7 protein-coding genes and 3 pseudogenes are annotated in these 11,989 nt (G+C 65.9%); 4 read left to right on the top strand and 6 right to left on the bottom strand.

Going from position 1 to position 11,989, the window contains the following annotated elements; translation table 11 throughout:
* Positions 1-215: 215 nt before the first annotated feature.
* Positions 216-785 (bottom strand): hypothetical protein, encoded by a 570-nt coding sequence (locus tag O3Q52_RS37135; RefSeq protein WP_269653015.1) that lies wholly within the window; start codon positions 783-785, stop codon positions 216-218.
* A 686-nt stretch (positions 786-1,471) separates the two neighbouring features.
* On the opposite strand from O3Q52_RS37135, the pseudogene O3Q52_RS37140 reads away from it, so the two are divergent.
* The 3 genes and pseudogenes from O3Q52_RS37140 to O3Q52_RS37150 all read left to right on the top strand — a co-directional run bounded on the left by O3Q52_RS37140 (position 1,472) and on the right by O3Q52_RS37150 (position 4,927).
* Positions 1,472-2,307, top strand: a pseudogene (locus O3Q52_RS37140) (IS5 family transposase).
* A 339-nt stretch (positions 2,308-2,646) separates the two neighbouring features.
* Positions 2,647-3,660, top strand: coding sequence for a hypothetical protein (locus O3Q52_RS37145; protein ID WP_269653016.1), 1,014 nt, complete (start codon positions 2,647-2,649; stop codon positions 3,658-3,660).
* Positions 3,661-4,417: 757 nt separating this feature from the next.
* A complete protein-coding gene (locus O3Q52_RS37150; protein ID WP_269653017.1) occupies positions 4,418-4,927 on the top strand; it encodes a hypothetical protein in 510 nt (169 codons plus the stop codon).
* Between the two features lie 289 nt (positions 4,928-5,216).
* On the opposite strand, the gene O3Q52_RS37155 is transcribed toward O3Q52_RS37150, so the two are convergent.
* The 5 genes and pseudogenes from O3Q52_RS37155 to O3Q52_RS37175 all read right to left on the bottom strand — a co-directional run.
* A complete protein-coding gene (locus O3Q52_RS37155) occupies positions 5,217-6,545 on the bottom strand; it encodes an ice-binding family protein (RefSeq protein ID WP_269653018.1) in 1,329 nt (442 codons plus the stop codon).
* Positions 6,546-7,172: 627 nt separating this feature from the next.
* Positions 7,173-8,189, bottom strand: coding sequence for an ISAs1 family transposase (locus O3Q52_RS37160; protein WP_269653019.1), 1,017 nt, complete (start codon positions 8,187-8,189; stop codon positions 7,173-7,175).
* A 29-nt stretch (positions 8,190-8,218) separates the two neighbouring features.
* Entirely contained in the window at positions 8,219-8,638 is a 420-nt protein-coding gene (locus O3Q52_RS37165; protein WP_269653020.1) for a hypothetical protein, read from the bottom strand.
* Positions 8,639-9,618: 980 nt separating this feature from the next.
* Positions 9,619-10,176, bottom strand: a complete 558-nt coding sequence (locus O3Q52_RS37170; protein WP_269653021.1) for an XRE family transcriptional regulator — start codon at positions 10,174-10,176, stop codon at positions 9,619-9,621.
* A gap of 6 nt (positions 10,177-10,182) precedes the next feature.
* A pseudogene (locus O3Q52_RS37175) lies at positions 10,183-11,226 on the bottom strand (transcriptional regulator); the annotation flags it as partial.
* A 4-nt stretch (positions 11,227-11,230) separates the two neighbouring features.
* Between O3Q52_RS37175 and O3Q52_RS37180 the strand changes: the two are divergent.
* A pseudogene (locus tag O3Q52_RS37180) lies at positions 11,231-11,989 on the top strand (ISKra4 family transposase); the annotation flags it as partial.

Below are 11,989 nucleotides of genomic sequence, written 5' to 3' on the forward strand. Positions count from 1 at the left end.
ACCGAACACCCCACGACCACCCAATCGAGACTCCCGTTCGACGGACACCGCTCAAGATCGGAACGACAACAGCTACTAAGGGTTCTCAACGTTGCCAGGGAATCTCAGATAAATGGAGGGATCGCACGTCAAAGCCCTTCAACACTCCAGGCCATAGATGCGCGCTCCGTCAAATATGCAGTTCATCAGCAGACAGTCAAAAATCAAGATCAATCTCATACGCAGGCAGGGGCCCTAGGCAACGGAGCGGTGGACGATCTCACGCACCTCTGACGAGGCGAGAACTCACAGTGATCGTCGCGGGCCCCGAACCATGGTGCGCTGGCGAAGACGAGGAAGTCGTCCGGCGACAGACTCTGCTCGAAGTGCGCGAGCATGTCGATGCGCTGTTTCGCGTGCTTCTTGATGTCCCCGAGGAATCCCCAGCCGAAGTCCGTCAGGGTTCCCTCGCATCCCGGCCAGACCTGGTCCCGGTCCAGGACCAGGTCCTCCAACTCGTAGAGACGGAACTGATCGTCGGAGCCCAGGACGTCGAACGCCCGCCGGGTGAGCCAGGTGTTGCGGGCGAACATCGTCCCGTCGTGCAATGTCCTGCGCCAGCTGGTCGGCCGTGAGGCATGCGCGATCTCGATAAGACCGTTGCGCCACACAGACCGGACCAGCCCGTAGGCGGCTGCCCATCGCAGTCCGTCCTGCGTCTCGAAGAAGCCCAACTCCGTCAGACGCAGCCGTGCCCACTCCAGCGCGTCCTGGATATCCCCGTCCGTCGGCTGCTGCTTCCCCATGATGCCCCGCTCCCCGCGTCGGTGGCCTGCCCATCTGCGCCACAGCGCCCGCAGGAGAAGTCAGATCGTACGCGGTCCCGCTGACACCTCACTGCCTTCTTCCACAGCGTTCACCAGACTGCTCCGGGAGCAGCCGGACCGCTGGAAGCAGGAGGCGAGCGACCGCCTGCGTCGGGAGGTGACTGCTAAGAGGACGTTCTATGCCGAAAACTCCGATTGGCGTCTGATTCAGGTGCCCCACCTGCACCGTGAGGTTGCTGGTTGAACGCGCCAGTTCGCACGAGTCGTGACAAGCCGTCACATCTTCGAACCGGACAGGATTTTCAGCGCAAACCATGACAGGCGCAGGGTGGCCGAGTCGCTATCTCTTCGCAATTGGGGTGAATCGGCTATCCGCGTGGGCCATAAAATGTGCACAAACCGCCATCGTTTTAGATAGAACGTCCTCTAAGAGGACGTCCGCATTACTTTTGCGGCCGTTTGAGGGGTTTCAACACCCGTCGGGATTAGCCACATAAAGGCAGAACAAGCAGTATGTCGCGCCAGCCGAGACGGGCATGACCTTGCGGTTTGCGTCGATTCCCACCAAGAGATCCCGTCCGGTTCGAATATGGGATTGAACACCGCTTTTGCCTCGCCCGATCGAGCGATATGCCCGGTTGGACACCTCGTGCGTCAGTATCCTCATGGCCTCTTCGAAGCAACGCAAGCCCTACCTGAGCGACCTGTCCGATGCCCGCTGGGCGTTGATGGAGCCGACCTTGACGGCCTGGCGGGCCGAGCGGCAGAAGACCTCGCTCAACCTCGGCGGCAAGGTCACTGACCTGCGGGAAGTCATGGACGCGATCCTCTTCCTCGGACCGGGGTCCCGTGGCGCTACCTTCCGCACGACCTCCCGCCACACACCACCGTGTTCAGCTACTTCAGCGCCTGGACCGCCGACGGCACCATCGAGAAACTCGGCGTCCGCCTGCACCGAATGGTCCGTGAGCAGGAAGGACGCGCTGCCGAGCCCACGGCTTGCGTCATCGACGCGCAGAGCGTCAAGACCGCTCCCAGCGTGCCCACCGACACCCAGGGCACCGACGCCGGCAAGAAGATCGTGGGCCGCAAACGCAGCATCGTCGTCGACACCCTCGGCTTATTACTCCTGGTCATGGTGACCGCGGCCAGCGTCTCCGACAACGAGGCCGGCAAGCAGCTGCTCAGTCAGATCGCCGCCGACCACCCCACGATCACCAAGGCGTGGGTCGATACCGGCTACAAGACCCAGGCCATCGAACACGGCGCCACCCTCGGCATCGACGTCGTCCCGCGAAACACCCAGGTCAAGGGCTTCTCAGTGGTACCGCGACGCTGGGTCGTAGAGCGAAGTTTCGGTTGGATCATGATGCACCGGCGCCTCGCTCGCGACTACGAGGCCAAACCCGCCCACTCCGAGAGCATGATCCGCCTCGCGATGATCTCGAACCTCGCGAGACGAGCAACCGGCGAAACGCCCATAACCTGGCACAATCCATGAACTATCCCCCAATCGAACGGGACGTCCTCTAAAAAACCCCAACAAAGCGCCCTCTTGAACCGTCAAGCGCAGAGTCACCGCTCTTCTTGCAGATCGGGGCAGCGCCGACCACGGAGAGCGGATAATGTGCCTATGCCTGCACCTTGTGCTTTCTGCGGCTCCAGGGAGCCGCTGACCCGTGAGCATGTCTTCGGCCAATGGGTAAGCAAGATCGGTTTGGACCTGAGTCCCGTCCAGCATTGGGCCGGGCCCTTGAACGGTTTGCCCCGCGAGATGGGACAACAGCCCCCGTATCGGCAGACGGTGAAGAACTTCTGCGCCTCATGCAACAGCGGATGGATGAGCCAACTCGAGGTTGTCGCCCAGCGCGTCCTGACTCCACTGATCCTCGGCAAGTCGGGGACGATCGCACTGGAAGATCAGGCCGTGATCGTTATGTGGGCCCAGAAGACCGCGCTCACGGCGATGCTCATCTCGAGCGAGGAACAGCGGAGCGCGGGATACGGTCTTCCCCTATCTGTGTACAAGGTCTTTCACCAGTGCCGAGACCGGATGCGGCCGTTAGATGCAAGCCGCTTCTGGGTGGGGCGGCATGAAGGAATGACGAGGGGTTCGGCTGTCCACGTCACGCCGCTCGCGGTTCGGATTCCGGGCATCCCTGAACCAGATGTGCCACAAGGATACGCAATCACGCTTCTCCTCGGCGCGCTCGTCCTGCACGGGCTATTCTTCACCCCGTCCACGCTAGAGGTTGGCGTGACGATGGACCTCGGAATGCCGCAGCTATGGCCGTCAGATGTGCCGGTGCAATGGCCAGAAGGACAGCCATGCACAGAAGCTTCATTTCTCCGCCTCGCGGCTGGAAAGATGCTGCAATCCACCTTTGAACCTGTGGAGATCCGAGCTTGGACTCCCGCAACCTCTCTGCCACAGAGCGCGTTCGTGGATGGGAAGGTTAGAGTTCCTGCGCTCTGCCGTGAGCACTCCGTCTTCTACCCGATCGCACTCTTCGAGGAGGTATATCGAGGACGGTTCTATGCATTTGTGACGGGATGCGAGTGCCCGCGTTCGTATCTGATCCACACCGAATCTGACGGAGTGCACTTCAAAGCAGTCGGTGCTGCGGAGGGGATCTCCCAGATGTACAAGGACCTGGCCGGGGAGCTCCGGAGCGGCGTAGGGGTCGGCGTAGGCGCAGGAACTGAGGTTCTCGTTGCTCCAGGGGGTCATCTCTGTCTCCCAACCGGGTGCTTTACGGACTACCGGTCCAGAGCACCGCGAGGCCCGCTTCGGTTGCGGCTGCGACCCGACGTCACGCTGACGGCGCCTTCAGCGGCTGATCACCTCGTGTGACCAGCAGACGGCAGGCGGCAGGCGGCACCACGTCGTTCTCGGGTGGACGTGCTTCCTTCCGGGGAGGCGACGCCGTGCCAGGCTCCTGCGATAGGCCGGACTGAACACGGAGGCCGGGGCCAAATGGGTGAAGCTCCGGCCGTTTGCCGGGAGTCGGTCGTTGAACGGCTATGGGAGCCTTCGGCGACTGTTCCGATCCGCGTCCCGGCACCCGGCGTGCCGGCCATGCACAGGACACCTGCGCGTGGTGCGTACAACTGCGGGAGACGGACGCCCAAGCCCGCCGGATACCGGCAGAGAGCAAGCGTTCGCCCGCGCCCTGGAGAGTCTCGCCGGGGCCGGCCCCCGCGTCCCACGCAAGTCGACGGGTGCGGGTGGTGCGAACGGTGCTGGTCGTTCTGGCCGCGGCCACCATCATCGCTGCAACCGTGGCCATAGTCCTGGACACCCGCCCCTGACACCCTCGGCGTTCCTGCCCGGCCGCTGCTCCCGGAGCCGGCGCACCGACCGCTCACGCTGCACTCCACGCTGCCCAGGGCGCCACGGTCCTGCGGTCCCGTTTGTGCAGGGGCCGCTCATCGTCTCCTGCTGGTTGACCCCTGTTGACGCAAAAGCGCCAGGGCGCGCCACCCTTCCTGACGGCTTCGAACATCGACCAGCATGATCAGAACGAGCTGACCTGTGCGTATGCCGCCCAGCTCAGCCGTTGCGCTGGCCGGGCCCGGTCAGGAGCAGCCAACGAGGCTCAGGACAGGACATGTGGAATCCAGCATGGATGCGCAGTGTCGAGTGGCTCGCCGCAGCAGCCGCCGACCCCAGGGCGTGCAAACGGCAGTGGGAACACGGGACCGGGTTCGTTCTGCTGGAAGCGGGACGCTACTGGAATGTCCTCAGCGTCCCGGAAGAACTCGGCCTGTCTGCCCTCGACATGCTCTGGCATGATCCGTTACGCGTCCCCGGGCCCGCTCTGCGGCACAGCAAGGCCCACCGCGTGGGTTTCCTCCTGCCCCCGGGCCCCGTCGCGCAGTGGGTCGGAGCAGGAGTCCGCCACGTCGGGAAAGGCAGCTGGATTCCCAGTCCGCCGCCCTACCGGGAGACCGGCCATCTGGAATGGATCATCCCGCCCGACGGAACCGGTGCCCTCCACGTTCCCGACGTCCTGGAATGGGCCCTGCGGTCCGCCGCACGCGCACTGACCGCCTCCAAAACCATCCACCAGAACCCCGCCGGACCTCTCGCCGAACCCACCGGCTGCCATCACCCATGAACTCCGAGGAGACCCGGCCGAGGGCACCGTGTCGTCGTGCGCGAAGTGAGATCAGACTGCCCATCAAGATCAGCACTCATGTCCACCAGAGCGTCGCCCACCCCCGCCTACGTGCTCATACAGAGAATCGTCCACCACATCACGAGGGCTGAGCTGCGCGCCCTTTGTCTCCCGACGAGGTAATGGCTGCGGTCAGGTGCTTGTCAGCGCCGATAAGGGGCACCTTCTTTCGAAGGTGCCCCTTACTCATCTCGGTTTTCTCCTCAAGGAGCTACAGGCGAGGTTTCGCTCAGTCCCCGCATTCCGTCGCCCGGGGCTTCAGCGACACGCCCCTCCCCTGCTGCTCCCAGGGCGGAGGACCCTCGTCCTTCCCGTGCTGTGCCCAGGGCGGGCCCTCGGGCTTGTGGCAGTCGGGCTTGTGGCCGTCGTGATCACCTCCACCGCCAGGTCCCGCAGGACCCTGGGGTCCTTCAGGTCCGGTGGGTCCGGCAGGCCCGCTGGGTCCGGCAGGTCCGGTGGATCCTTCAGGCCCCTCAGGTCCCTCAGGCCCTTCAGGTCCGGCAGGCCCGCTGGGTCCGGCAGGTCCCTCAGGCCCTTCAGGCCCCTCAGGTCCGGTGGATCCTTCAGGCCCCTCAGGTCCCTCAGGCCCTTCAGGTCCGGCAGGCCCGCTGGGTCCGGCAGGTCCCTCAGGCCCTTCAGGCCCCTCAGGTCCGGTGGATCCTTCAGGTCCCTCAGGCCCTTCAGGTCCCTCAGGTCCCTCAGGTCCGGCAGGTCCGCTGGGGCCAGGGGGACCCGTAGGACCGGGGGAACCCGTGGGGCCAGGGGGCCCGGTGGGGCCAGTCGCGCAGACTGGCGTCGTGATGACGTTGTCGTCCAGCGTTACCGCGCCGATCCTCGCAAGGGCACGGCCCTGGATCTCGGTGCCCGTCGTTACCGTGATGGACTGGTCGGCCATGATGGTGCCCACGAATTTGGAATTGGTCCCGAGAGTCGCGGAACTGCCCACCTGCCAGAACACGTTGCAGGGCTGTGCACCGTTGACGAGGATGACGCTGCTGGCCGAAGCGGTGGTCAGCGTCGATCCGGCCTGGAAGATGAAGACGGCGTTGGGGTCACCCTTGGCGTTGAGTGTGAGGGCTCCGGTGAGTCCCATGGACGTCGTGGCCGTGTAGACGCCGGGCACCAGTACCTGTCCGCCGAGATCGGCCGTAATGGCGGCTCCGGGTCCCCGGCCGGCCGCGTCGTTGTAGGCGGTGGTCAGGTCCGTCTTCGCCTGAGCGGCCTCGGCGTCGGCCACGTGCAGGTCGCCGAAGATCTGCCCGGGACCGGAGGGCGTCGACGATGAGAAGCCCGTCACCGAAGAGCCCGGACTGAGTCCCACGTCGCCGTTGATGACGGTGGGACCGGTGTTGGTGACCGTTGAACCCGCCAGGACCGAGTAACTCTTGGCGGTCCCCAGTTCAACGGGGGCTTCTGCGGCCTGCGCGGCGCCTGAAGCCAGCGCGACCGTGGCCGTGGCCAGCAGCACTACTCCGGACAGGAGCGCGAGACGCGGCTTGAGCCGATGTCGTACACGGCTTCTGCCTGGTGAACGAGACGAGTTGGCAACCACTGCCATAGGAGTGACCTTTCATGCCGCCGTTGAGTTCAGTCGTCCCGGCAAAGGACATTCCGAACTCCCGTAGTGAGTTCCGGTCAGGCCAAGAGCCGCGTCCCGTGTCGAGGTTCTGCGGCATCAGCCGTAAGCAGAGGCCCGCAGAGCGAGCGCCTGCGGGTGAAGTGATGAACTTCACTTATCGATCAAAAATTAGCAATATCCCCACACACCGCATACTGATAATGTGCCAAAAGGGGTACAAGGGGTATGTTATTCACCTTGCTGGTCGTGTCGGTGCTTGATTCCGAGCCGCGCGTACGACGGACGGCTCGGACGGGCACAGTGCGCCGGCGCTTGATCTGGACGGCCTGGCGGGCTCCGGGGAAGAAGGGGCCGTTCTCGACGCAGACCTAGACCGCATCCGGCACCGCTCCTGATCCCCTGTCAGGGACGGCCCCGCCGAACCCACTGGCTGTCATCATCCACAAGCGTGATTCCGCGCCGTGAGACTCCGGGACGTCCCGCCGGGATGCCGGGTAGATTCGCCGTGGGTCCGTGCCGCGGTGACTGAACCGGCACGGGCCCACTCTCTCGCGGTCTCTGAGGGCAGGGCTGTCGCAAAGTCTTTTGATCTTGCGTGAGTGCTGGTCAGGAGAGGCCGAGGAGATCCAGCGGTCGGCGGAAGCTGTCGTAGGTCATCTCGCGGAGTCCGGCTGCGATGTTCGTGTGGCCGGCGGCTCGCAGGGTGTTGATGGCGAAACTGCGGAGGGTGGCCATGTTGTCCGGGCCGTGTCCGGTGCGGATCTTGGAGGCGTCTTCGGCGAAGGTGGTGTCGCGGACGAAGTGGAGACGGTTCTCGATGGTCCATTGCGAGCGGACGATCTTCGCGATGCGCTCGGGGGAGGCTTGGCGGCTGGTCAGATCGGTGATGACGTAGACGGTCTCGCGGCTGCGTCTGCCGGTGGCGCGCTGGGTGCGGTGCCGGACGATCTTCGCGACCTGGACCGCGTGGGGGAAGTCGACGCCGAGGTCGGTGATGGTCAGGGCGCGGACGACGCGGGTCTCCAGGCGGCCGTGGGCGGAGGTGCGGTCGTAGAACTTCGCGCTCGCCTTCTGCCATGGCAGGGCGGCGAGTTGGCGGTGCAGGTTCTTCTGGTTGCGCTTCACGGTGAAGGCGTAGTGTGCCTTCTTCCCGACGAGGAATCGGGCGTGATCGCGCTGGCAGTGCAGGGCGTCCGCGGTGACCGTGACGCCGGTCAGGTCATAGGGCGCCAACAGGGCGTCGAAGCAGGTGATTTCATTCGTCTTGTCCGGCACGCGCAGCTGGGTGACGGTGAGGCCGGCGCCGGTGATCGCGGCCAGCAGGTGGGCGGCCGGGATGTCGCTGTGGCGTGAGCCGCGGGCGCTCTTGCCGTCCACCGCGAGGGTCTCGGCCCCGGCCGGATCGGATCCGAGCAGGTCGGCAAGCCCGCCGGGACAGGTGGCGTTCAGCACCCGGCGGATGGTCGCCGCACTCGGTGCGATCCGCACATCGAAGACCGTCGCGGCGCGGGCCCCGAACCGGGCGAGCGCGTCCTGCGGGGCGTTTCGTGCCCACTGGCCGATCGCGGCGAAGGAGCGTGCCCCGGTCAGCACTGCCGAGCAGGCGATCAGCAGCACACTCACGAACGAATGCCTTGGGATCGATCTCCTTTTCAGGCCGGGCCATGTCCGCCCGCCTTTCGCGCGGAGCGCACGGCGGCGCGCTGTGTGAACCGCCGTGCGCTGCGCTGGAGCTGTCGGTGGCGGCCGTGGTGGGCCACACGCTGCGCCATCGGGCCTGCAGGAAGCAGTGGACGCTGCCGCGGGAGGGGGCGGAATGCCTCCAAGGCGCTGCCACTGGTGTTCGCGGCCGTCACGCCCGTGACGGCAGGCGCCACGGGCGTGTTCGGCAGGTCGTGCTTGGACACACTGAGCAGCTGTCGAAGGAGGTCTCCGGTGGCACCGGAGACCACGGAGCCCAGGGTCGCCGCGTGCACCGGGTCCATGCCCGTGTGCGCGGTGATGAGGCCCGTTACCGAGCCGATGGTGGCGGCCGTGCCGACAGCGATGTACGTACGCAGCTTCCTGCGCATCGGACCTGTCTCTCTGCACCCCGGACCTGAAAGACCCGGGGTGCCATTAGAGTTCCCGCCCGCTCGGGCGGGAACGGATGTGGCGTGAGTGACCTGGTGGAGCACCGCATCAACGTGACTGGACATCACATAGCGCGGTCGAACGGCGCTCGTGCAATCGAAGTGGCGGGTGCAACCGCCACTCGGAGCGCTGAGGGCATTCTGCCTTAGCGCTGAGGGGCCGTTGTGTCGACTTGTTGCTCGCCGTCAGGCGACAACGATGTCTTGTGACCTGCGATAACCGTTAGTTGACGGTGCAACATCTGATGCTCCGTCTTCTGAATGTCAGGACGTGACAGTTGTGACCAACGAACGATCAGATAAAGACCGATTCGGATCGTATGCGCGGCGGATGCATACGGCGTCAGCGTGAACAAGTGGAACGCTGATCGTCTGAACAACTGGAAAAGCGCAGGTCAAAAACCGGCGCACCTGCCCGAGGGTTGATCAGATTGATTAGGAAGACCTAACATCTCGTGTCAGGAACGGATTCCGACCTCACAAACTCCCCATGGCGCGACACCATGGGGACCCGGCTGACCCTCGTGGTCGGCCCCACCAAGGCGTCTCTCTGGCGTGAGTGCACCTTGGCTGAGCCCCCCGGTGCAACGGGGGGCCAGAGGCTTCCGCTTCTTCAGAAGCGATGTACGGGACGATCCCCCTCCGGGGATGCTGCGAGGTGCCGTGAACAACGGCGCTGTGATCGCGACGGACAATCCTCCGGCTTGTGACGCATGCCACGTGAACTTCTTGCGAGATCTGCCGTGTCGGATACACATCCAGCAGTCGCGATACGGTCAAAAGTTTCATAACTCTATGAGGTGCAAGCTTTCCGTCATCGTGGGATGCATGACTGTTCGCGCCGCCGCATGTTCAAGCGCAGGTGGACCCTTGAGGTCCCCGAACCGGTCCGATCCGAAGGCCTCATGCGTACGGCCGGCCTACAACTCGATCTGGATGTGCTCCACGTCGGTGAACTCCACGCCCAGGCCGTGGGCGCGGGTGTTGTTGTTCCGGAAGTACATCTCCGCAAGCCCTTCGGCCGCGATGCGCTGGAGCTGCTGCTCGGTGGCGCCGCCGTCGCGCGCCTCGAAGAGGCGATCCGCCCAGCGCGGCGGCAGGGCCTGGGTGATGTCGCGGATCCGGGCGTCGTCGGTCGCGCCCGGCGCGGCCGTGAAGCCGAACCGGGCCCGGGTGGAGACGACCAGGCCGCCGGTGCTCGCGGCCCGCTTCTTGGCCTTCGCCCTAATCTGCGGCTGCCACCGCTTCTTGACCTCACGCTCTATGCGGTCCCGCAGGTCGCGGCGGGGCCGCTTGAACTTGCCCGCGACGTACCGCTCCACGGTGCGCTGGGACACCCCGAGCGCCTGCGCGGCGGCCTTGGTGCCCTTGAGCTGCTTGACCAGGTACTTCACCTGCGCCTGGGCGCTCTGCGGGATGCGGCGGGTGAACGCCCCCTCCAGCGCCTGGTCCAGGCTGTCCCCGAGCGAGTCGGTCATGGTCGGCTACTCCCCCTCTCCGGCGGTCGGGTCGTTCTTGATGAGGTTGGCGATGTTGAACACGCCGCCGTTCTCCTCGAACTGCGCTTCCGCCCACAGCACGGTCTGGGTGCCCTGGTGCTTGACCATGCCCGGCGAGACGCCGAGCCGGAAGGTGCCCACGACCGGCTTGCCCTCGTCCGTGTACGGCAGGACGTCCAGCGGGGACGGGCCCGGGGAGGGGTAGACGATGGCGTCGGTACCGATCGCGACCGGGTACAGGTCGGCCGCGGCGGCGGTCTTCATCAGCTTGCGGTGGATGCCGACCCGCTGGTTCGCGAGCACGGCGGCCCGGATGTCGGGGCGCCATGTCTCCCGCTTCAGCGCCGGCGACGGCTCGTAGTACGCCACCTGCCCCCGGTTGCGCTGCCGGAGCTTGCCGATGCCGCCCTTCGCAGTCGCCTTGATCGCCTTCGCGAGCAGCGCCATCGTCGGGTCGGTGCTCTTGGAGCGGGCCATCGCCTCCAGGAACTCGCTCCCGCCCATCGCGGTGGTGACACCGAGGTCGGCCATCGTCTGTACGTACGCGTCGCGCAGTCGGTTGTACCAGGGGTCCAGGTAGCGGCCGGACTGCAGGCGCACGTGCGCTTCGATCGGCGCGACCTCGAAGCCGAGCTCCACCGCGTACGCGACGGTGGGTGTGGCGTACCAGGCCGGGCCGGTCGGGCGGTCGCCCTTCGGCGTAAATGGGCTGGGGAGCCGGTCGGCGTCGACGGTGCGGCCGCCCACCTGCACGCGGGACAGGTCGACGTGGGAGAGGTCGACCAGCCACGAGCCGGGCAGCTTCGGGTCGAACGCCGGGTTGCCGGTCAGGTGAGTGGGGCCGTCCAAGCCGACAGTGAGGCCGTTGGCGGCCGCCGCGAACGACATGTTGATGTCGACGGCGACCAGGTACGGATTCCGGCACTCGTCATCGGTCAGCGGCCGGCACCAGTCGTACGGCTCCTCCATCAGCATCTCTGCCGGGGTCCGCAGGTGGTGCCGGGTGAACTTCCCCTTCAGGATGGGGTGCTCGGACCACTTCGATCTCCGCGCCGCACGAGAGCGGGAACAGATCCAGGAACGAATGCTCGCGGGGAACACGGAAGTGGTCCGGGGCGTGGACGGGCTGGCCCGTCCACACCGCGAGCCGGGGCACTCCCGCAAGCTGGCCTGCCTGTTCGGCACGGTCACGGTGACGCGGACCGCCTGGCGGCAGAAGGGACTGATCAACGTCCACCCCGCCGACGTCGAACTCTCGCTGCCCGCCGGCCGGCACTCGTTCGGCCTGCGCCGGCTGGCCGTGCTCGAAGCCGTCCGCGGCTCCTACGACCAGGCGACAGCCGCGATTGAGGACCGTTGCGGGAAGGTGCTGGGCAAACGGCAGGCCGAGCTGCTGGTCGTCGCCGCGGCAGTGGACGTCGACGACTTCTACCGGTGCACGATTCCTCTCCCGTCGACGGCCACCACCGCGCTCGTGATGCAGGTCGACGGCAAGGGCGTCGTGATGAGGCCCGAGGCTCTGCGGCCCGCGACGCTCAAAGCACACCTGAACAGCCGGCATGCCCTGCGGACCCGACTCGCCCCGGGCGAGAAGCCGCACCGCAAACGAATGGCCACCCTGGCCTGCGTCTTCGATGCCGATCCCGCCCCGCGCCGGCCACACGATGTGATCGCTCCGCCCGAGGGTCGCAGCACCCAGGCCCGAACGCCCCGCTCCGGGCCGAAAGCCCACCGCAAGTGGCTCACCGCTTCCCTGGTCCAAACACCCGAGCAGGTCATCGCCGCCGCGTTC

The organism is Streptomyces sp. ActVer (assembly GCF_027270795.1).
In the GTDB taxonomy this organism is placed as follows: Bacteria; Actinomycetota; Actinomycetes; order Streptomycetales; family Streptomycetaceae; genus Streptomyces; species Streptomyces umbrinus_A.

Bases quoted from the DNA above. Each gene is read 5' to 3' on its own strand.
- O3Q52_RS37135 (WP_269653015.1), bottom strand. From the start codon at position 785: ATGGGGAAGCAGCAGCCGACGGACGGGGATATCCAGGACGCGCTGGAG.
- O3Q52_RS37145 (WP_269653016.1), top strand. From the start codon at position 2,647: ATGAGCCAACTCGAGGTTGTCGCCCAGCGCGTCCTGACTCCACTGATC.
- O3Q52_RS37150 (WP_269653017.1), top strand. From the start codon at position 4,418: ATGTGGAATCCAGCATGGATGCGCAGTGTCGAGTGGCTCGCCGCAGCA.
- O3Q52_RS37155 (WP_269653018.1), bottom strand. From the start codon at position 6,545: ATGGCAGTGGTTGCCAACTCGTCTCGTTCACCAGGCAGAAGCCGTGTA.
- O3Q52_RS37165 (WP_269653020.1), bottom strand. From the start codon at position 8,638: ATGCGCAGGAAGCTGCGTACGTACATCGCTGTCGGCACGGCCGCCACC.
- O3Q52_RS37170 (WP_269653021.1), bottom strand. From the start codon at position 10,176: ATGACCGACTCGCTCGGGGACAGCCTGGACCAGGCGCTGGAGGGGGCG.